General features: G+C 66.9%; 18 protein-coding genes. 9 read left to right on the top strand and 9 right to left on the bottom strand.

The features are described from left to right. Positions 1-14: 14 nt before the first annotated feature. The 4 genes from QX073_RS17505 to cobS form a co-directional block, all read right to left on the bottom strand. Positions 15-1,127, bottom strand: a complete 1,113-nt coding sequence (locus tag QX073_RS17505; protein ID WP_316203055.1) for an NADH:flavin oxidoreductase/NADH oxidase — start codon at positions 1,125-1,127, stop codon at positions 15-17. Positions 1,128-1,230: 103 nt separating this feature from the next. Then, positions 1,231-2,307 carry an esterase-like activity of phytase family protein gene (locus QX073_RS17500; RefSeq protein ID WP_316226091.1) on the bottom strand — a complete coding sequence of 359 codons (1,077 nt, stop codon included), beginning with the start codon at positions 2,305-2,307 and terminating at the stop codon, positions 1,231-1,233. Positions 2,308-2,373: 66 nt separating this feature from the next. Further along, the gene (gene cobT, locus QX073_RS17495; protein ID WP_316226090.1) at positions 2,374-4,275 is read right to left on the bottom strand and encodes a cobaltochelatase subunit CobT; all 1,902 of its coding nucleotides are present in this window, start codon (positions 4,273-4,275) and stop codon (positions 2,374-2,376) included. A 144-nt stretch (positions 4,276-4,419) separates the two neighbouring features. Then, positions 4,420-5,418 (bottom strand): cobaltochelatase subunit CobS, encoded by a 999-nt coding sequence (gene cobS / locus QX073_RS17490; protein ID WP_315715231.1) that lies wholly within the window; start codon positions 5,416-5,418, stop codon positions 4,420-4,422. A gap of 295 nt (positions 5,419-5,713) precedes the next feature. Between cobS and QX073_RS17485 the strand changes: the two genes are divergently transcribed. Further along, positions 5,714-6,370: a DedA family protein gene (locus QX073_RS17485; RefSeq protein ID WP_316226089.1), complete on the top strand. Its 657-nt coding sequence runs from the start codon at positions 5,714-5,716 to the stop codon at positions 6,368-6,370. A gap of 14 nt (positions 6,371-6,384) precedes the next feature. On the opposite strand, the gene QX073_RS17480 is transcribed toward QX073_RS17485, so the two are convergent. Continuing rightward, the gene (locus QX073_RS17480) at positions 6,385-7,608 is read right to left on the bottom strand and encodes a citrate synthase family protein (protein ID WP_316170982.1); all 1,224 of its coding nucleotides are present in this window, start codon (positions 7,606-7,608) and stop codon (positions 6,385-6,387) included. Positions 7,609-7,691: 83 nt separating this feature from the next. Here QX073_RS17480 and QX073_RS17475 point away from each other — a divergent pair, with 83 nt between their 5' ends. Continuing rightward, the gene (locus tag QX073_RS17475; protein ID WP_316226088.1) at positions 7,692-8,780 is read left to right on the top strand and encodes a citrate synthase/methylcitrate synthase; all 1,089 of its coding nucleotides are present in this window, start codon (positions 7,692-7,694) and stop codon (positions 8,778-8,780) included. A 43-nt stretch (positions 8,781-8,823) separates the two neighbouring features. Here QX073_RS17475 and QX073_RS17470 read toward each other — a convergent pair whose 3' ends face one another. Then, positions 8,824-9,468, bottom strand: a complete 645-nt coding sequence (locus tag QX073_RS17470; RefSeq protein WP_315715227.1) for a J domain-containing protein — start codon at positions 9,466-9,468, stop codon at positions 8,824-8,826. Between the two features lie 110 nt (positions 9,469-9,578). On the opposite strand from QX073_RS17470, the gene QX073_RS17465 reads away from it, so the two are divergent. After that, entirely contained in the window at positions 9,579-9,848 is a 270-nt protein-coding gene (locus tag QX073_RS17465; RefSeq protein WP_316166243.1) for a BolA family protein, read from the top strand. A gap of 7 nt (positions 9,849-9,855) precedes the next feature. Here the strand turns inward: QX073_RS17465 and QX073_RS17460 are convergent, their stop codons facing one another. From QX073_RS17460 to QX073_RS17450, 3 genes are all read right to left on the bottom strand, one after another. Beyond that, on the bottom strand, positions 9,856-11,160 hold the full coding sequence (locus QX073_RS17460; RefSeq protein WP_315715225.1) for an HlyC/CorC family transporter: 1,305 nt from the start codon (positions 11,158-11,160) through the stop codon (positions 9,856-9,858). A gap of 73 nt (positions 11,161-11,233) precedes the next feature. Continuing rightward, a complete protein-coding gene (gene aroB / locus QX073_RS17455; protein ID WP_315715224.1) occupies positions 11,234-12,382 on the bottom strand; it encodes a 3-dehydroquinate synthase in 1,149 nt (382 codons plus the stop codon). Further along, positions 12,379-13,044 (bottom strand): shikimate kinase, encoded by a 666-nt coding sequence (locus QX073_RS17450; protein WP_315715223.1) that lies wholly within the window; start codon positions 13,042-13,044, stop codon positions 12,379-12,381. The genes aroB and QX073_RS17450 overlap by 4 nt, the downstream gene beginning before the upstream one ends. A gap of 156 nt (positions 13,045-13,200) precedes the next feature. On the opposite strand from QX073_RS17450, the gene QX073_RS17445 reads away from it, so the two are divergent. The 6 genes from QX073_RS17445 to QX073_RS17420 all read left to right on the top strand — a co-directional run bounded on the left by QX073_RS17445 (position 13,201) and on the right by QX073_RS17420 (position 19,585). Beyond that, the gene (locus tag QX073_RS17445; RefSeq protein WP_315715424.1) at positions 13,201-13,347 is read left to right on the top strand and encodes a histidine kinase; all 147 of its coding nucleotides are present in this window, start codon (positions 13,201-13,203) and stop codon (positions 13,345-13,347) included. 171 nt (positions 13,348-13,518) lie between these two features. Then, the gene (gene xerD / locus QX073_RS17440) at positions 13,519-14,475 is read left to right on the top strand and encodes a site-specific tyrosine recombinase XerD (protein ID WP_316226087.1); all 957 of its coding nucleotides are present in this window, start codon (positions 13,519-13,521) and stop codon (positions 14,473-14,475) included. A 219-nt stretch (positions 14,476-14,694) separates the two neighbouring features. After that, entirely contained in the window at positions 14,695-15,657 is a 963-nt protein-coding gene (locus QX073_RS17435; protein WP_315825525.1) for an acetyl-CoA carboxylase carboxyltransferase subunit alpha, read from the top strand. 294 nt (positions 15,658-15,951) lie between these two features. Continuing rightward, positions 15,952-17,439 (top strand): murein L,D-transpeptidase family protein, encoded by a 1,488-nt coding sequence (locus QX073_RS17430; RefSeq protein ID WP_316226086.1) that lies wholly within the window; start codon positions 15,952-15,954, stop codon positions 17,437-17,439. 984 nt (positions 17,440-18,423) lie between these two features. After that, positions 18,424-18,888 carry an Rrf2 family transcriptional regulator gene (locus tag QX073_RS17425; protein WP_315735202.1) on the top strand — a complete coding sequence of 155 codons (465 nt, stop codon included), beginning with the start codon at positions 18,424-18,426 and terminating at the stop codon, positions 18,886-18,888. Further along, positions 18,878-19,585 (top strand): class I SAM-dependent methyltransferase, encoded by a 708-nt coding sequence (locus QX073_RS17420; RefSeq protein WP_316226085.1) that lies wholly within the window; start codon positions 18,878-18,880, stop codon positions 19,583-19,585. The genes QX073_RS17425 and QX073_RS17420 overlap by 11 nt, the downstream gene beginning before the upstream one ends. Positions 19,586-19,634 lie beyond the last annotated feature (49 nt).

Here is a 19,634-nt window from a genome sequence, read left to right as displayed (position 1 = left end):
CCGGAAGCGAGCGGTCAGCGTGCACCGAACGTCGTCTTGCCGAACAGCTCCTTCTGCGTCGACGGCTGCGAGCGCCAATATTGCGGAGGTGCGGCGACTTGTCCGCCGAGCTCCGCTGCCGCGTGCCAGCCCCAGCGCGGGTCATAGAGCATGCCGCGGGCCAGCGCGACCATGTCAGCCTTGCCCGAGGCCACGATCTCCTCGGCCTGCTGCGCCTGCGTGATGAGACCGACCGCAATGGTGGGAAGCCCCGTCGCCTGTTTCACGGCCGCGGCGAACGGCACCTGATATCCGGGTCCGAGCGTGATCTTCTGCAACGGCGACACGCCGCCCGAGGAGACGTCGATCCAATCGGCGCCGCGGTGCTTCAGCGCTTGCGCAAATATGATGGTCTGATCGAGATCCCAGCCGCCGTCGACCCAGTCGGTGGCCGAGACACGCATGCCGACCGGCTTGTCCGCAGGGAAGACGGCGCGCACCGCATCGTAAACTTCGAGCGGAAAGCGCATGCGATTCTCCAGAGACCCGCCGTAGCTGTCGGTGCGCTGGTTGGCGATCGGCGACAGAAACTGATGCAACAGATAGCCATGCGCGCCGTGGAGCTCGATCGCGTCGATGCCGAGGCGCGCCGCCCGTTGCGATGCGGAAACGAACGCATCGCGGATGCGGGCCAGGCCCGCGAGATCGAGCGCCTCCGGCGCGAGCTCGCCCTCCTTGTGCGGCAAGGCCGACGGCGCGACCGTCTGCCATCCGCCGTCCGCGAGCGGAATCTGCTGTCCGCCATCCCACGGCTTGTGGCTGGAGCCCTTGCGGCCGGCATGGGCGAGCTGCATCGCAACCGCAGCCTTCGCATGTTTGCGAACCGAGGCCAGGATCGGCTTCAGCGCAGCTTCCGTCACGTCGTCCCACAACCCGAGACAGCCGGGAGTGATGCGCCCGATCGGCTCGACATGCGTCGCCTCGATGCAGAACATCGCCGCGCCCGACAGCGCCAGCGTGTTGACGTGGGTGAAGTGCCAGTCATTGGCCGCGCCATTCTCGGCCGAGTACTGGCACATCGGCGACACCATGATGCGGTTGGCGAGTTCGAGACTGCGCAGCTTGATCGGAGTGAACAGGGCGCTCATGCTGAGTTCCAGGTTGTGACGGTTGACGCGATGATCTGATGGCCGCGAGTGTCGATCATGGACGAGCCGCGGTCAACGCGAGCCGCCGCAGCGGCGTCGCAGCTCACTCCATCAGCGTGAACTGCAGCAGGAGCGTGCGCTGGATCATCGAGAAGTTGTCGTCGGACACCAGCGTCAGCACGGTCTCGCCCTCCGGCGTCACATGCGCATCGATGCCCTCGAGATTGTCGATCTCCTGGCCGAGATCGGCGGAGAAGATCGCCGGACCATCGACCAGCGCGCCCGGCGCGATCTGCGCCAGCGTCAGCCGGCGGATTCGAATGCCGACCCCGTTGAACAGCGAGAACTTGCGTTCGAGTACCAGAAGATCGCCCGACGGCAGCAGCACGGCATCGCTGACGTCGAAGTCGTTGCTGCGAACGATGCTGAACTGTCCCGCGGCCGGTCCGCCGATCAGGAAGGCCAGCAGATTGCCGTTCGGGTCCAGACCGCGCTCGGAGAGCGCGATCAGGGTGCCGGCGAGCGGCAGGCCCTTCGGCACGACCACCAACGCCTCCAGTCCCTTGTTGTGGGGCAGCCGCTTGGCGGCTGGCGGCAGCGGCACGATCTCGCCGCGCGCGCCGGTTCCACCCTTGGCGAAGTCGTAGCGCAAGAGCTGGTTGACGCGTTCGAGGCCGACATAGACGATGTCTCCGTCGCGCGCGAGCGACTCGGAATCATACCAACCGCGATCGGTGATGGGACGTCCGTCCAGACCAAGCAGCGGCGCCGCTTCGACATCGGCGAGCCCCGCGATCTCGCGGCCGGAATAGGCAATGCGGCCAGTGAACCAGCCGCCCTTGTCGCTGACCGCGAGGAAGCGTTCACCCTTGGCATCGAGCCGGATGCCGGACAGGCCGCCGAAGCCGGGAAAAGACGAGGTCAGCGCCACGCCGCTGCGATATTGCAGCATCCCGAAGCGCAGATGCGTCCGATCGCGGAGGTCGAACGAGGGCAGCGGTCGCGCGTTGACCTCGATCTTGACCGCCGATGTGACGGAGTGCTCGTCGATGGTGACGCGTCTGCGAACCGGCGCCGGCGCAAGCTGCGCAAAAGCCGCCCTGGACCATGCGAATGCCGACACTCCGCCGATGGTCAGCGCGAGAAAGCGCCTGCGGTCGGCAATCGCCTGCAGCGACATCGTTAGCGGAGCCCCCTCCCCCACCTCCTCCGAGCCGGAGGAGGGACGCAGCCGGCCGACGGCCGCTTACGAATGCAGCCTGCGCTTTTGCCCCGGCGCAGGCTGCGGCGCCGCGTGGGTCTCGGTGAACAATTCGGCGAGCTTCTCGGTGATGGCGCCACCGAGCTCCTCGGCATCGACGATGGTCACCGCGCGCCGGTAGTAACGCGTGACGTCGTGGCCGATGCCGATCGCGATCAGCTCGACCGGCGAGCGGGTCTCGATCTCCTCGATGATGTGGCGCAGATGCCGCTCGAGATAGTTACCGGGATTGACCGACAGCGTGGAGTCATCGACCGGCGCACCGTCCGAGATCATCATCAGGATCTTGCGCTGCTCGGCACGCCCGAGCAGGCGCTTGTGCGCCCAGTCGAGCGCCTCGCCGTCGATGTTCTCTTTCAACAACCCCTCGCGCATCATCAGACCGAGATTCTTGCGCGCCCGCCGCCACGGCGCATCGGCCGATTTGTAGATGATGTGGCGGAGGTCGTTGAGGCGGCCGGGATTGGCCGGCTTGCCGGCGGCAAGCCACGCCTCGCGCGACTGTCCGCCCTTCCACGCCCGCGTCGTGAAGCCGAGGATCTCGACCTTGACGCCGCAGCGCTCCAGCGTGCGCGCGAGAATGTCGGCGCAGGTCGCGGCCACCGTGATCGGCCGCCCACGCATCGAGCCGGAATTGTCGAGCAGCAGCGTCACCACGGTGTCGCGGAAGGTCGCTTCCTTCTCACGCATGAACGACAACGGCTGATAGGGGTCGATGACGACGCGCGACAGCCGCGCCGGATCGAGGATGCCCTCCTCGAGATCAAACTCCCAGGCGCGGTTCTGCTGCGCCATCAGCCGGCGCTGCAGCCGGTTGGCGAGCCGCGCCACGATGCCCTGCAGATGCGCGAGCTGCTTGTCGAGATAGGAGCGCAACCGCTCCAGCTCGTCATGGTCGCACAGGTCTTCCGCGGCAATGACCTCGTCGAATTTCGGCGCGAAGGCGTGATATTCGGGGCCGCGCGGCTCATTGGCGCCGCCGCGGTTCGGACGCGTCGCCTCGCCCGGCGTCTCGTCGTCGCCGAGTTCGCCGTCGTCGAGCGTGTCAGACGCCGAGGCCTGGGCCGCCTCCATCGCGCTCTCCGACATCTCGTCCGACGTCGTCTGCGCCTGGTCGGCGCTCATCTCCTGGGCAGCGTCGGAATCCGGCGAGCCCTCGGCGCCGGACTGCTCATTGTCGCTATCGCGATTGTCGTCGTTGTCCTCGTCCTCTTCCGAATCCGCGTTGCGCTCGTCGCCGAGATCCAGCGCCGAGAGCAGATCGTGAACCAGGTCGCCGAACTTGGCCTGGTCCTCGGTGAAACGGCCGAGCTCATCGAGGCGCTGGCCGATCCTGTCCTCGAGGAACGGACGCCAGAGATCGACCACCTTGCGCGCCGCGTTCGGCGGCGCCATGCCGGTCAGCCGCTCGCGCACCAGCATCGCCAGCGCATCCGACAGCGGTGCGTCGGCGCGGTCGGTGATCTCGTCATACTTGCCGCGATGGAAGTGGTCATCGAGCATCGCCGTGAGATTCTTGGCGACGCCGGCCATGCGTTTTGCACCGATCGCCTCGACACGCGCCTGCTCGACCGCCTCGAACACGCCACGCGCCTGCGGATTGCCCGGGATCAGCTTGCGATGAATCTTCGGATCATGGCAGGCGAGCTTCAGTGCGATCGAGTCGGCATGGCCGCGCACGACGGCGGCGTCGCGCTTGGTCATCTTGCGCGCCGGCTCCGGCAGCCGGGCCTTGCCCGGCGCGAGGCCGGGACGCTCGGCCGCGAAGGAGACTTCGAGCTCAGGCGCCCTGGCGATCGCGCGCAGGCACCCCGTGACCGACCTCTTGAAAGGTTCGGTCGGTGCTTCCTTGACGCCAGGACGGGGCTTGTTGCTCGGTGTGGTCATCTGATTCCTGCGGCTATCGTCCCGGCGAACGCCAGGCCCGATAACCACCGGCGTTCGTTTGTTCGCACTCGCTCTCCCGCATCACCCGACGAGAGAGGCCGCGGCGTATGGGTCCCGGCCCGAGGCCAGAACGACGCCGGTGTGTCAGCTCAGCGCCACGTTGATGGAGGATTCCGGCAGCTCCGCATTGAAGCAGCGCTGATAGAATTCCGCGACCAGCGGACGCTCGAGCTCGTCGCACTTGTTGAGGAACGTCACACGGAAGGCGAAGCCGATGTCACTGAAGATCTCGGCGTTCTCGGCCCAGGTGATCACCGTGCGCGGGCTCATCACCGTCGACAGATCGCCATTGGCGAAGGCGTTGCGCGTGAGGTCGGCGAGCCGCACCATCTTGTTGACGGTGTCGCGACCCTGCGGGTTCTGATAGTGCTTGGCCTTGGCCAGCACGATCTCGACCTCCTCGTCATGGGCGAGGTAGTTGAGCGTGGTGACGATCGACCAGCGGTCCATCTGGCCCTGGTTGATCTGCTGGGTGCCGTGATAGAGGCCCGAAGTGTCGCCGAGCCCGATGGTGTTGGCGGTCGCGAACAGACGGAACGCCGGGTGCGGCTTGATGACCTTGTTCTGGTCGAGCAGGGTCAGGCGGCCCGACACTTCGAGCACGCGCTGGATCACGAACATCACGTCGGGGCGGCCGGCATCATATTCGTCGAACACCAGCGCGACGTTGTGCTGCAGCGCCCAGGGCAGGATGCCGTCGCGAAATTCGGTGACCTGCTTGCCGTCCTTCACCACGATCGCGTCCTTGCCGACGAGGTCGATGCGGCTGATGTGGCTGTCGAGGTTGACGCGCACGCAGGGCCAGTTGAGTCGCGCCGCGACCTGCTCGATATGGGTCGACTTGCCCGTCCCGTGGTAACCAGTCACCATCACGCGGCGGTTCTTGGCGAAGCCAGCCAGGATCGCAAGGGTGGTGGCGCGGTCGAAGCGGTAGTCGGCGTCGACTTCGGGAACATGCGGGTCGCTTGCGGAAAAGGCCGGCACCTCAAGGTCGCTGTCGATCCCGAACACCTGCCGCACCGACACCTTCATGTCGGGCACACCGGTCATCTCCTGCGCATTGGTCGTAGCGGCGGTCGTCATTCATCCTCCGAGGTCCCGGGCATTCCCGAAACCAGATTTCATGTTTGGCTGCGGTTGAAGGGCTTCGACGCCAGCCTAGCAGAGAGCACGCGCGGGCAGAAGCCTAAGCCTTGATCAAAGTTCCGTCGTTATATCATCGAGATAGGCATGAGTGGCCGTTTTCGAAAGGCTGCCCTGCGAATCGTGCCACCTTTTCGCCCACCGGCTCTTCCCAGGATCTCGACGTGGCACCCCGAGCCGGGGTTCCTACTTATCGAGGAGCTCCCCGCCCACCCTCTGCACCAACAGGAACCGCGTGGCCCATCTGCTCGATCCCCTCATTGCCTTCGTCTCAGCGCATGCGGGACTGGCTTATCTCACCCTGTTTCTGGCCGCCCTGCTGGAGGCGATCCCGATCGTGGGCTCGGTGGTTCCAGGCACGACCATCATCCTGGCGCTGAGCGCATTGATTCCGGGCGGCGAGCTGACCCTGCAATGGGTGCTGGCGGCGGCGATCCTGGGCGCGGTGCTGGGGGACGGCGGGGCGTTCTGGGTCGGCCATCGCAGGCAGCGCGAGATCTTGACGAGCCGGCCGTTCTCGAACTATCCGCGCCTGGTGGCGCAGAGCGAGGCCCTGTTCCACCGTTTCGGCACCCTGGCGATCTTCTTCGCCCGCTTTATCGCGCCGATCCGCGCCGTCGTACCGATCACGGCCGGCGCGCTCGACATCCCTCCGCCCCGCTTCTACGCCGTGAACATCCCTGCCATCGTGCTGTGGGCCTGCGCCCATGTCCTGCCCGGAGTATTCGCCGTGCAGCTGTTGCACCGTTATGGCGGCATTCCGCATCATAGCCATATCGCCAAGTCCACCTGGATCATCGCGACTGTCGCGGGCACGATCGTGGTCTGGCTCGTGCTGTGGCTCGTGCGGAAGCGACGCGAAACGCAGCTGGCGGCCGGCACGGCGGAATAGGCGGACGGCGGTCGCTAGAGCGTCTCCAGGGTAGCGCCGCGCCCCGGGATGGGTCCGGTGTAGCGGGCGCGCGGCCGGATCAGGCGGCCGAACTGCAGCTGCTCGCAGGCATGGGCGATCCAGCCGACGCAGCGCGCCATCGCGAACAGCGCCAGCTCGCTTCCCGGGGGCAGCCGCAGGCTGTGAACCAGCACGGCCAGCGCGTAATCGATGTTCACGAATTCGCCGGTCGCTTCCGCGATCCGCTCGGGCACCTCGCGGGTGAATTTGCGCGGCGCACCGGCGCGCGTCAGGGCCTCCAGCAGCGAGATGGCGCGAGGGTCGCCGTGCTTGTAAACGCCGTGGCCGAAACCGGCGAAACGCTCGCCGAGCGCCACCCGCTCGCGGATCAGCGGCGCGACATCGCGATCGATGAGTGCCTTCACCAGTTGCGACGCCAGCACGCCGGCGCCGCCGTGCTGCGGTCCCTTGAGCGCCGCCAGACCCGCGATGACGGCATCGTAGAGGCTGAGGCCCGTCGACGCCGCACAGCGGACGGTGAAGGTCGACGCGTTCAGCTCATGATCGGCCAGCAGCACCAGGGTGCGGCGGATCAGGTCCGGCGCATGTTCATGTCCGGGCGCCCAGCTCCGCGCGACCTGAACATGGAGCGGGTCGGCTGACGCTGGCTGGTTCAACATGGTTGCAACCACAAGCCGAACGATGCGCGCGCCGACAAGCGCCCGCCCGTCGGGAGCGCGGTTGAAAGCCGCGGGATCAGCATGTGTCGCCAGCGCCAGCACCGCGATGGCGCGGTCGATCGGCGCCGCGCGCCGCGCAGCATCGGCGATGAAACCCATCTCCTCCGACACGGCCGGAAGGTTGCCCGGCGCAAACGGATCGAGCGCGGTCACGTCCCACAGCAGCGTCGCAGCATGTTCCAGCGTGCCGCGCACGGCCAGGTCGACGCAATTGACGCCGCGATAGATCGGACCGGCTTCGGTGATCGTCGACACGGCGGAATCGAACACGGGGAGGTCCGCATCGAAGCTGCGGAAGGCGCGCGGCTCGGGGGCCGGTGCGCGCCTTTCCTTCAGGGCTCGGATGTCCTCGGCGCGATAGCGGTTGCTGCGCGAATTCGGAGACGGCTCGGAGCGGACCAGTCCGCGGCTGACATAGGCGTAGAGGGTGGCCGGCGAGATCGCGAGTTCCGCCGAAGCTTCACGGGCAGATAGGTAAAGTCCACTGTCTTTTTTCATATTGATCAGCTTAATCAAGATTGATCAAGTTGTCGACTGGGCGGATCTTGTCAGCGTGATCATTCTCGAAGGAGACCCTCGCCATGACCATCCAGCTCGGCAAGACCCCGATCGGCCTCGACGGCATCGCCGCCGCCGAGACCGTGCTCAGCCACGTCGACGGCCAGCAGGGGGAGCTCATCATCGCCGGAGCGCACGTGGCCGATCTCGCCGCCGCCAGCGGCTTCGAGGGCGTGACCGCCCGGCTATGGAGCGCGGCGACGAAGCGCACCGTCGGCGAGGCCGAGGTCCGCGCCAGCCTTGGCCGTGCCCGCGAGCGTGCCTTTGCCCGGCTGCCCGAGCTGCTCGCCGCGACCTCCGGCCTGTCGATCATCGACGGCTTCCGCGCCGCCGTCGCGGCGCTGCGGTCCGAACCCGGGCTCGACGACGAAGCCACGATCGTCGGCGCCTGCCCGGTGATCGCCGGCGCCCTGGTCCAGCGCGCCCAGGGAACACAGCCGATCGCGCCCGACCCTGACGCCGGTCACGCCGCAGACACGTTGCGGATGGTCCGCGGCGACACGCCCGAGAGCGGCGAGGTGGCGGCGCTGGACACGTATCTCGTCACCGTCAGCGATCACGGCATGAACGCCTCGACCTTCGCCGCGCGCGTCGTCGCCTCGACCCAGGCCGACCTGTTCGCGTCAGTCACCGCCGGCTATTGCGCGCTCACCGGCCCGCTGCACGGCGGCGCGCCGGAGCCGGTGCTGGAGATGCTCAACGCGATCGGCACGCGCGACAACATCAGGCCGTGGGTCGACGCGGCGCTTGGCCGTGGCGAGCGGCTGATGGGGTTCGGGCACCGGATCTATCGCGTGCGCGATCCGCGGGCCGACGTGCTCAAGAGCGCGATCGAGCGGCTGGCGGGCAGCGGGGCCGACCTGCCGTTTGCGAGCGAGGTGGAGGCCTACATCCGCCAAGCGCTGCGGCGGAAGAATCCCGAGCGCGTGCTCGACACCAATGTCGAGTTCTTCACCGCCATCCTGCTCGATGCGCTGAAGATTCCGCGCCAGGCGTTCACGCCGATCTTCGCGGTGGCGCGTGCCGCCGGCTGGACGGCGCATGCCCGCGAGCAACAGCGCACCGGGCGGTTGATCCGGCCGAGCTCGGCCTATATCGGGCCGAAGCCCTGATACCTTCAACGCGACGTGCGGCAGCCTCGCGCGCTGCCGCGCGTCAGCCCTTCACCACCGTCTTCAGGTAGTTGTAGGCCTTGATGATCTCGATCAGGCGATCCTCGGTGGAGCGGTCGCCGCCATTGGCATCGGGATGGTGCTGCTTCACCAGCGCCTTGTACTTGACCTTGACATCCTCGAGCGTCGCGTCGGGACCGAGGCCCATCACCTGCAGCGCCTTGCGCTCGGCGTTGAAGACCTTGCGCGTCTCGGCCTTGGGAGCCGAGCGGGGATCCGGACGCCAACTGCCGCGGCCGTTGATCTCGGCGAATACGCTGAACGGATCGGCGGCATCGCCGAGATCGCCCTCGGCGCTGCCGGTGCCGCGCTTGGCCGACGTGTTGGCACCCATCTTCCAGGTCGGGCGGTGTCCGGTCAGCGCATCCTTCTGATAGCGCGCGACCGCTTCGGCGTTCATCCCCGAGAAGAAATTGTAGGACTGGTTGTACTCGCGCACGTGATCGAGACAGAAGTGCCAATACTCGCGCGCGTTCTCGCGTCCCTTGGGCGCGCGATGCGAGCCCTTGTTCTTGCAGTCCGGCCACTGACAGGGCTGGGCCTCCTCGCGCACCACCGGCTGCCGCGCAGCCTGTTTCTTGGGCTTGATGCGGATGGAGTCGAAGAATTTGTTTGAATCGATCGGCATGGCGGACTTTGACTACGCAACGCGAAAAGCTTCAAGTCTTGACATTGCGAATACCTCAGGCGGGGACCGCCGATTGACGAAAAATAATTTGATGCGTATTTCCAGAGACCATGCGGACCCGAGATGCTATCATCGATAAGTTGCGCGAAGCTTTCTCGCCCGAAAGCCTCGATGTTCAAGACGAATCACATCTGCATGAAGGCCATGTGGGCCATCAGCCGAGCGGTGAGACCCATTTCCGCGTGTATATTGTGTCGCAGGCCTTCGCCGGCAAGAGCCGTGTCGATCGCCACCGCCTGATCAACGCCGCATTGGCAGCGGAACTTGCCGGCTCGGTGCACGCGCTCGCGCTGCATGCGAAGGCGCCGGGCGAGGCTTGATCCCCAATTAGAACGCCGTGCCCGCACGGCGCGGCCGCGCCTCCTCGGTTTCGCCGCGCGGCACCGGTACGATGCGCAGCGCGGTGATGCGATTGCGCTCCCGGCGCAGCACGCGAAAGCGGAAGCCGTGGAACGTGAAGCTCTGGCCGCGCTCGGGGATCGAACGCGCCTCGTGAATGACGAGACCGGCAACTGTCGTTGCTTCCTCATCGGGCAGCGTCCAGTCCATCGCGCGATTGAGATCGCGGATCGGCACTGAGCCATCGACGACGACGGACCCGTCCGGCTGCAGGCGCACACCCGCGACCTGCACATCTTGCTCGTCGGAGATGTCGCCGACGATCTCCTCCAGAATATCCTCCAGCGTGACGATGCCTTCGACCTCGCCATACTCGTCGACCACGAGCGCGAAATGCGTCTTGCGCCGGCGGAACGCCTTCAGCTGTTCCGACACGGAGCGCATCTCCGGTACGAACCACGGCGGCAGCGCCAGTGAAGCAACGTCGATGTGCGACACATCGCCCTCGGCGGCGCGGATCGCACGCAGCAGGTCCTTCGCATGCAGCACGCCGATGATGTTCTCCGGCGTGCCGCGCCACAGCGGGATGCGTGTGTACTCGGTGGCGAGCACCTCGCGCACCAGTTCCTCCTGCGGCAGGTCCGCATTCACCATCACCATTTCGGTGCGGTGGACCATCACGTCGGACACCTGCAATTCGCGCAGATCGAGCAGGCCGCCGAGCATGTCGCGGTCCTGCTTCTCGACCTTGCCTTCATGATGCAACAGATCGACGGCACCGCGCAGGCGTTCGGTCGGCGACAGGATCGGCTGATTGGCCCCGACCTTGAAGCCGATCAGCCGCATCAGCCCGCGCACGATCGCCTCGATCACGGCAAGCACCGGACCGAGCACGAACACAGTCGCGCGCATCGGCCTGGCGACCGCGAGCGAGACGCGATCCGGCGCATTGATCGCGATCGTCTTCGGCAGCACCTCGGCAAAGATCACGACCAGCGCGGTCATCACGCCGGTCGCGTAGAGCACGCCGACCTCACCGAACCAGGCGGTAAAAATACCGGTCGCCAGCGCGGAGGCGCCGATATTGGCGATGTTGTTGCCGAGCAGCAGGGCGCCGATCAGCCGTTCGCGCATGTCGAACAGGCTCGACACCACATCGGCATCGCGATTGCCCTGCTTCGACAGCCGCAGCATCGAGGCGCGGGAGGCACCGGTCAGCGCGGTCTCGCTCAGCGCAAAGAAGGCCGAGGCGGCGAGGAGGAGGATGACGACGGAGAGTGTGAACCAGTCCATGACGCCGATGTCGCTCTGTAGGGAGGCCGCCGATGATCCGTTGGCACTGCTCAATACGGCGTAAAGCCCGGGATCAGCTTCTGCTGCGCAATTTGGCCTGGAGAAAGTCGCGGACGCGCGCCGGATCGACGTCCTTCGCGATGACGGCGCGGCCGATGGCTTCCATCAGGATGAAGGTGAGCTTGCCGCGCTTGACCTTCTTGTCCTGCGCCATCAAGGCCAAGAGCCGATCGGCGTCGCCGATCCCCTCCTGGGCGAATCCGGCGATGTCCTGCAGATGGGTCGGCAGACCGACCGCGGCAAGGTGACGCTCGATCCTGACGACGTCGTCGGGCGGCAGCATGCCGAGCTCGGCCGAGAACTGCGCCGCCAGCACCATGCCGACCGCGACGCCCTCGCCGTGGAACAGCCGGTCGGAGAAGCCGGTCACGGCCTCCAGCGCATGGCCGAAGGTGTGGCCGAGATTGAGCAGCGCCCGGTCGCCGGTCTCGCGCTCGTCGCGGGCGACGATCGCCGCCTTGGCGCGACAGGAGGTCGCGACCGCGTGCTCACGCGCCGCACCGCCCTTGACGATGTCGGCATGGTTGGCCTCGAGCCAGGCGAAGAAGCTGGCATCGCCGAGCAGGCCGTATTTGGCGACCTCGGCATAGCCGGCGCGGAACTGGCGCGGCGACAGGGTGTCGAGCACGGCCGTGTCGGCGATCACCAGCACCGGTTGGTGGAAGGCGCCGAGCAGGTTCTTGCCCTGGGGCGAATTGATGCCGGTCTTGCCGCCGACGGAGGAATCGACCTGCGCCAGCAGCGAGGTCGGCACCTGCACGAAATCGACGCCGCGGCGCAGGATGGCGGCCGCGAAGCCGGCGAGATCCCCGACCACCCCGCCGCCGAGCGCGATGACGAGATCGTTGCGCTCGATCCTGGCAGCGATCAGCGCCTCGCTGACCTTCTCCAGGCCGGCATAGGTCTTGGAGCCCTCGCCCTCATCGACCACGATCGTGGACGCCGGGATGCCCGCCTCCGCCAGGATCGCCTCGGCCGGCTTCAGCCAATGCGCGGCCACGGTACGGTCGGTGACGATGGCGGTGCGCACGCCGGGCCGCAGTGCCGCGATCCGCTGGCCGAGTGAAGCCACCACGCCGCGGCCGATGACGATGTCATAGGCGCGCTCGCCGAGCGCGACGTCGACGATGATCGGATCGGAATGCTTCAGTGGTGCTGTCATCGGAGCGCGCCCATCGCCTGCGGAGGATCGGGTTGAACTGGATCGGGTTGTGGTCCGGCCGGCCCCGCCTCGGTCTCCGGTGGCGAGAAGAACGCCTGCAGCGCCTCCATGCAGTCCTCGACAACGCGATCATGCGGCACATCGCGCGAGCAGATCGTGAGATCGGCAAGCTGGTAGACCGGCTCGCGCTCGACGAGCAGGCGAGCGACCGTGCCTTCCGGATCGGCGGTCTGCAGCAGCGGCCGGTCGGCCCGCCGCCGGACGCGGCGCATGATCACGTCGGCATCGGCCTTGAGCCACACCGAGACCGCCTTCTCCTGGATGCGCCGCCGCGTCTCCTCGCGCATGAAGGCGCCGCCACCGGTTGCCAGCACCGCCGGACCATTTTCGAGCAGACGGGCGATCACCCTGGCCTCGCCGTTGCGGAAATAGTCCTCGCCGCGCGACTCGAAGATTTCCGGTATGGTCATGCCGGCCGCGGTCTCGATCTCGGTGTCCGCATCGACGAAGGGCAGCCGCAACCGCGCCGCGAGCCGCCGGCCCACGGTCGACTTGCCGACACCCATCATGCCGACCAGCACGATCAGTCGCTTGCCGAGGCCTGCGAGAATCGCGGCCTCCGGAGCGGCTGGGCTGGGTGCGGGTTGCGTCGTGTCGGTCATCTCCAGGCTTCTAACCCAGCCCCTGCTGCTTTCAAAGGCATCCTGTTCCGTCCCCCCGAGCCAAGGCGAGCTGCCCGGTCTGCCCGACGGGCTTGCAAGGCCGATGCGAACATGTTGGATGAAACCGTTCCCTTTCTGGTGGCCTGCGCGACCGACATGCCCAGCCTGTTCCGCTTCCTGACCGTCATCGCCGTCATCGTCGGCGTGGTCTATGGCGCGATCTACGCGCTGGCGAATTTCGTCAATCCGAAGCCGCGCGAGATGACGGTGACGATCCCGCCCGACAGGTTCCAGAAGAGATGAACGGCGCCGCGGCGACGAACCGAAAAGCCACAGGGCATTGATTAAGAATTTTGCGGTTGTCTGAGGCGGCCGGGCGCCGCGATATCGGCCAGATTTGCAGTCACCGCTCGCCGTGCCGGCACGAATACCTCGTAGTGATTCGATCGCCTCGGACGCAGCGGATTTCACGACATGAAGGTCAAGGCCTCCGACGCCGGGCTGATGAGCCTCTTCCTCGACATGATGGCCGCCGAGCAGGGCGCCGGTCAGAACACGCTGGACGCCTATCGCCGCGACCTCACCGATCTCTCCGAATTTCTCGGCGGCAAGGCCAACGGCTTCGCCACGGCCGACACCCAGGCCTTGCGCGACTATCTCGCCGATCTCGACACCAGGGGTTTCAAATCCTCCAGCGTGGCGCGGCGGCTGTCGGCGATGCGGCACCTGTTTCGCTTCCTGCTGAGCGAGCGCATCCGCAGCGACGATCCCGCCGCCATCCTGTCGGGCCCGAAACGCGGCCGGCCGCTGCCCAAGGTGCTGTCGATCGGCGATGTCGACCGGATGCTGACCCGCGCCAAGGAGCTGAGCGAGGGCGGGGACGCTTCGCCGGCGCAGCGGCTGCGCGCGCTGCGGCTGTATTGCCTGCTCGAGGTGCTCTACGCGACCGGCCTGCGCGTCTCCGAGCTGGTGGCGCTGCCGCGCACCGCGGCGCGCAACGACGCCCGCATGATCGTGGTGCGCGGCAAGGGCAACAAGGAGCGGCTGGTGCCGCTGAACCAGGCCTCGCGCCAGGCGATGGCCGACTATCTCGCCGCCCTGGATGCGCTGAAGCCCGAGAAGAAGGCCAGTGCGACATTCGGCAAATGGCTGTTTCCGTCGTTCGGCGAGAGCGGCCACCTCACCCGCCAGCACTTCGCCCGCGACCTCAAGGAGCTCGCGGTGGCGAGCGGCCTGCCGGCCCGGCTGGTGTCGCCGCACGTGCTGCGCCACGCCTTCGCCAGCCATCTGCTGCACAACGGCGCCGACCTGCGCATCGTCCAGACCCTGCTCGGCCACACCGACATCTCGACCACCCAGATCTACACCCACGTGGTCGAGGAGCGGCTCAAGAGCCTGGTGCGCGACCTGCACCCGCTGGCCGAGACCTGACCTCGCTTCACACCTTCCCGAAACCAAATCCGCCGGCGTGACGCCCGGCCGGCTTGACTTCGCGCCCGTCTGCCCCGAAAGAGCGCCATCCTGCCCGCGATCCCGGCGCGATGCCTGGAGGCTGGGCACCGATCGTACCCTAAGCTCCTGAAGTCCTTCGGCTTCAGGTCCGAAGGCCGAACCGATTTCGTCTCCCAGCGCTCTTCCTTCAGCTCTTCCATGCCGGATCCCATGCGCAGCTACCTCGATTTCGAAAAGCCCGTTGCCGAGCTCGATTCCAAGGTCGACGAACTCCGTGCGATGGCCGCCTCCGGCACCGACATCGGCGAGGAGGTCAGCCGGATCGAGGAGAAGGCCGGCCAGGCGTTGGCCGAGCTCTATGCCAACCTGACCCCGTGGCAGAAGACGATGGTCGCACGTCATCCGCAGCGGCCGCACTTCACCGACTTCGTGGGTGGCCTGATCACCGAGTTCACCCCGCTCGCAGGCGACCGCAAGTTCGGCGAGGACGCCGCGTTGCTGGGCGGCTTCGGCCGCTTCCGCGGCGAGCCGATCTGCGTGATGGGCCAGGAAAAGGGCGCCACCACCGAATCCCGCCTCAAGCACAATTTCGGCATGGCCCGCCCGGAGGGCTATCGAAAGGCTGTCAGGCTGATGGAGATGGCCGAACGGTTCGGCATCCCCGTGCTGTCGCTGGTCGATTCCGCCGGCGCCTATCCCGGCATCGGCGCCGAGGAGCGCGGCCAGGCCGAGGCGATCGCCCGCTCCACCGATGCCTGCCTGGCGCTCGGCGTGCCGAACGTGGCGATCATCACCGGCGAGGGCATGTCGGGCGGCGCCATCGCGCTGACCACCGCCAACCGGGTGCTGATGCTGGAGCACGCGATCTACAGCGTCATTTCGCCGGAGGCCGCCTCCTCGATCCTGTGGCGCGACGGCACCAAGGCGCAGGAAGCCGCCAACAGCATGAAGATCACCGCCCAGGACATGCTGCGCTTCGGCGTGGTCGACACCATCCTCAAGGAGCCGGTCGGCGGCGCCCATCGCGATCCCGCGGCGATGATCGCCGCCACCGGCGAGGCGATCGCCCAGGCGCTCGACGAGCTGAAGGGGCTCGACGCCGACGCCATCCGCAAGCAGCGCCGGCAGAAGTTCATCGAGATCGGCCGCAAGCTCGGCTGACCGGGCCGGAGCCGAGCTCCCGGCGCTCGCGGTTTTGTGAGTCTTTCCAGCCGTTTGGCCGCATTTCGGCCCCGCCGGCGGGGTCTGCTGTTTAGGAGTTGTTGACCAAAGTGGCCGGGGCCTTTCGGCATCGCCGGAGCGCGGGTTGCGAGGCTTGGGGTCAAAGGCTACAATTTTAATCAATGGTTTGACGGCATGACGCAGGGTCGACCCGTGATTTATCCAGCTTTCGGGCCGATCGCGTGAGATGAGACTGGGGTGTTGCGGCATGCCGGGTTTGCGGGGAGCTTTGCTTTGATCAACCGCGCTTTCGTCCGGGTTCTGATGACCTCGGCGGTGTTGGCCGCCGGCGCGCTGCTGACGGGTTGCAACAGCGATCAGGTCGCGCTCGCCACCAACGCCAAGGCCAACCAGCCGGTGCCGCCGAAGCTCGTCGCGACGATGGGCGAGAAGGACATGGATCTGCAGTCGCCGATCCTGGTCCGCGTGTTCAAGCAGGAAGCCGAGCTCGAGGTCTGGAAGCAGGACCGCTCGGGCAAGTTCGCGCTGCTCAAGACCTATCCGATCTGCCGCTGGTCCGGCGATCTCGGACCGAAGGTGCGCGAGGGCGACCGCCAGGCGCCGGAGGGCTTCTACTCGATCAATCCGAGCCAGATGAACCCGCAATCGGCCTACTATCTGTCCTTCAACACCGGCTATCCGAACGCGTTCGACAAGGCGCTCGGCCGCACCGGCTCGCAGCTGATGGTGCATGGCGACTGCTCCTCGCGCGGCTGCTTCGCGATGACCGACGAGCAGATCGCCGAGATCTATGCGCTCGGGCGCGAGTCCTTCTTCGGCGGCCAGCGCGCCTTCCAGTTCCAGGCCTATCCGTTCCGGATGACGCCGGTGAACATGGCCAGGCACCGCAACAATCCGAACATGCCGTTCTGGCGCATGATCAAGGAAGGCTACGACCATTTCGAAGTCACCCGGCAGGAGCCGAAGGTCGACTTCTGCGAGAAGAAGTACGTCTTCGACGCCCAGAAGCCGCCAGGCGCGACGCACGATCCGGTGTTCGACGCCTCCGCCAAGTGCCCGACCTACGTCGTGCCCGACGAGATCACCGCCGCCGTGCGCGACAAGCAGCAGGCGGACGAGGCGGAATATGCCAAGCTCGTCTCCAAGGGCACGCCGGTCGCCAAGCTCAACACCGGCATCGATGGCGGCATGAACCCCATCTTCGCCAGCCGCGTGCCGGGCGCCTCCACCGGCCTGTCCGACGCCGGCGAAGCGCCGGGCCTGTCGCTCGCCAATTTCACGCCGGCGCCAGGCACGATCCCCGGTCATGTCAACCCGCCCCGCGCGCCCGGCGCCGACGAGGTCGCCGCGATGCCGGCCAGTGCGGCTCCGGCTCCCGCAGCGGCGCCCTCCACCCGGGTGGCGGCCGTCAGTGCGCCGGAGAAGCCGAGCTTCATGTCGAGCCTCGCCCGCAAGGTCGGGATCGGCGGCAATGCCGCGGCCGACACCAAGGCTGCGACCGCGAAGCCCGAGAGCAAGACCGCGGACGCCAGGCCCTCGGAGATCAAGCCCGCCGAGATCAAGCCTGCGCCCAAGCCGGTCGCGGCGAAGCCCGCCGAGACCCGGCAGGCCGCCGCGCGGCCGCCGTTCAAGCCCGCCGCCGGCGACGCGCCCGCCACCACGGCCTCGGCCCCCGCGCAGACCCAGACCGCGCTGGTCTCCGGCGCCGTACCAGTGCTGCAGTCGAACTCGTTCGACAGCCGGTTCGCAGGATTCAAATAGTAAGCCGTCCATCGAGCGCCGCTTTTTTTGGCGAGATACCGAGGGCCGCCGGACGCTAGCCGCGCGCTCGGGTGCCACCCTCCCCTGGAGGGGGAGGGTCGATCGCACGCGAAGCGGGCGAGCGGGGTGGGATGATCTCTCCACGCATGCTTTTGCGCGCGGAGACATCACCCACCCCGCCTCACGTTTCGCTTCGCTCCTCGTGAGGCGACCCTCCCCCTCCAGGGGAGGGTGAGCATCGCGTTTGTGGTGCCGTCGTGGTCAGCAATCTCAAACTGCATTTGGGGACGCGCGTCATTGTCCTCGCGACGCTCTTGGCGTCCGAGTGATGCATCGATCTCACCCTCTTCCGAAGCGAGGGTGCAGGGAAGGCCGGACCTCGACTGAGGCCCGTGGCCCGCCTGCGAAAAAAATGCAGGCGGCAGGTACCACAGGTCCAGCCGGACGACCCGGCCCTCCCTGCGCGATAGTTTTAACGGCTGCTTCGCGATCTCCCTGGGGACCGGGCTGTGTTGCCCCCATCACCGGCGAGATGCGCGGGGCATCAACAGCCGGCTTGACCTCAGCATCGGGAGGTCAGGACCACGCGACTTGACCGTGCGAGCCGATGTTGTTCGTCCGCGCGAATGATCACGCTGCAAACCGGCCCGCCCATCACATCCCGCACTCCACGCTTCGTGACGACCGCGCAGCGCCCCTCGTCGATGAGGCGGGACGGACGGAATAATTCACGAAATTCCGAAATTGAGAAGCGGCATATTTTTACTGATGGGACTGGACAGCCCAAATCAGCTTGAACGCGCGGGCAAATTCAGTTTTTCCGCGCAGCGCGTTTCTCATCGTTGGGAGGCATGGACCCGCCCGCCGCACGCGGGATGCAGGACCGAATCGCCCGACGGGCAGAGGCGCCAGCGTCGGCGCCCAAGCCTTCATGGCCGGGCCGGCCGGTTGACGGCTGGAATATCATGTCATATTAAAAGTTACATGAGACCCAACAGCCAGTTGTCCGGCATCCTGCACGTCCTGCTCCACATGGCGGAGCACGACGGTCCGGTCACGTCCGAGGCCCTCGCAGCGATGATGCAGACCAATCCGGTCGTGATCCGCAGAATCATGGCGGGCCTCCGGGACAGCGGCTATGTGCGCTCCGAGAAAGGCCATGGCGGCGGCTGGACGCTCGCCTGCGATCTGGCGACCGTCACCCTGCGCGACGTCTACGATTCACTCGGGCGTCCATCGCTGTTCGCCATCGGCCATCGGAGCGAGACTCCCGACTGCCTCGTCGAGCAGGCGGTCAATGCGGCGCTCGACACCTCCATCCGGGCCGCCGAGACCTTGCTGCTGTCCCGTCTCGGCGCCATCACGCTGGCGGCGCTGAGCGCTGATTTCCACGACCGCCTCGAACGACGCAAGCGACCTCGCAAAGGAGACATTTGTCATGCCGGCTGACATTGCCGACGGCGCTCAGCAGTTCATCCGCGCGTTTTCCGATCCCGAATTCGTCGCGCGCTACACGGATGGTCCACGGCGCTTCGTGCCCGGTCTCGACGGGCTGCACCGGATGACGGCGGTCCTGCTGGCCGAGCGGGCGCCCGAACATGCGAGGGTGCTCGTGCTGGGCGCGGGCGGCGGGCTCGAGCTCACCGCGTTGGCGGAAGCGCAACCATCGTGGACCTTCGTCGGCGTCGATCCGGCGCCGCAGATGCTGCGACTCGCCGAACGCACGCTCGGCGCGCGGACGAGCCGGGTCGAACTGATCGAGGGCACCATCGACGATGCGCCGGCCGGCCCGTTTGACGCGGCGACATGCCTGCTGACGCTGCATTTTCTGGCAGCATCGGAACGGTTGCGGACAGTCCGCGCCGTGCACGACCGGCTCCACCCTGGAGCGCCTTTCGTGGTGGCCCATAGCTGCCTGCCCAACGAGCCCGTCGAGAGATCGCTGTGGCTGGATCGGTACGCGGCCTATGCCGTTGCGTCCGGCACAGACCCCGAGCAGGCCAGGACGATGCGCGCGACCGTCGATGCCAGCGTCAACATGCTGAGCCCAGGGGAGGATGAAGCCATCCTGCGTGACGGCGGCTTTCGCGATGCCCGTCCATTCTTCACAGCGCTGACCTGGCATGGCTGGATCGGCCACGCCTGAACCGCCGCCGAGCATCACACCGATGCGCCCTGAACGATCGCGATCAGAG

The sequence above is a fragment of the Bradyrhizobium sp. SZCCHNS3052 genome (assembly GCF_032484495.1).
Classification (GTDB): Bacteria; Pseudomonadota; Alphaproteobacteria; order Rhizobiales; family Xanthobacteraceae; genus Bradyrhizobium.
Note: the sequence above shows the minus strand (reverse complement) of the source record. Positions and strands in the feature narration are given on the sequence as shown.

Excerpts from the sequence above, each read along its gene's own strand:
- aroB (WP_315715224.1), bottom strand. The coding sequence starts at position 12,382 with ATGACAGCACCACTGAAGCATTCCGATCCGATCATCGTCGACGTCGCG.
- QX073_RS17465 (WP_316166243.1), top strand. The coding sequence starts at position 9,579 with ATGCGGACCCGAGATGCTATCATCGATAAGTTGCGCGAAGCTTTCTCG.
- QX073_RS17420 (WP_316226085.1), top strand. The coding sequence starts at position 18,878 with ATGCCGGCTGACATTGCCGACGGCGCTCAGCAGTTCATCCGCGCGTTT.
- QX073_RS17470 (WP_315715227.1), bottom strand. The coding sequence starts at position 9,468 with ATGCCGATCGATTCAAACAAATTCTTCGACTCCATCCGCATCAAGCCC.
- xerD (WP_316226087.1), top strand. The coding sequence starts at position 13,519 with ATGAAGGTCAAGGCCTCCGACGCCGGGCTGATGAGCCTCTTCCTCGAC.
- QX073_RS17500 (WP_316226091.1), bottom strand. The coding sequence starts at position 2,307 with ATGTCGCTGCAGGCGATTGCCGACCGCAGGCGCTTTCTCGCGCTGACC.
- QX073_RS17450 (WP_315715223.1), bottom strand. The coding sequence starts at position 13,044 with ATGACCGACACGACGCAACCCGCACCCAGCCCAGCCGCTCCGGAGGCC.
- QX073_RS17460 (WP_315715225.1), bottom strand. The coding sequence starts at position 11,160 with ATGGACTGGTTCACACTCTCCGTCGTCATCCTCCTCCTCGCCGCCTCG.
- cobS (WP_315715231.1), bottom strand. The coding sequence starts at position 5,418 with ATGACGACCGCCGCTACGACCAATGCGCAGGAGATGACCGGTGTGCCC.
- QX073_RS17475 (WP_316226088.1), top strand. The coding sequence starts at position 7,692 with ATGACCATCCAGCTCGGCAAGACCCCGATCGGCCTCGACGGCATCGCC.
- QX073_RS17505 (WP_316203055.1), bottom strand. The coding sequence starts at position 1,127 with ATGAGCGCCCTGTTCACTCCGATCAAGCTGCGCAGTCTCGAACTCGCC.
- cobT (WP_316226090.1), bottom strand. The coding sequence starts at position 4,275 with ATGACCACACCGAGCAACAAGCCCCGTCCTGGCGTCAAGGAAGCACCG.
- QX073_RS17435 (WP_315825525.1), top strand. The coding sequence starts at position 14,695 with ATGCCGGATCCCATGCGCAGCTACCTCGATTTCGAAAAGCCCGTTGCC.
- QX073_RS17445 (WP_315715424.1), top strand. The coding sequence starts at position 13,201 with ATGCCCAGCCTGTTCCGCTTCCTGACCGTCATCGCCGTCATCGTCGGC.
- QX073_RS17480 (WP_316170982.1), bottom strand. The coding sequence starts at position 7,608 with ATGAAAAAAGACAGTGGACTTTACCTATCTGCCCGTGAAGCTTCGGCG.
- QX073_RS17425 (WP_315735202.1), top strand. The coding sequence starts at position 18,424 with ATGAGACCCAACAGCCAGTTGTCCGGCATCCTGCACGTCCTGCTCCAC.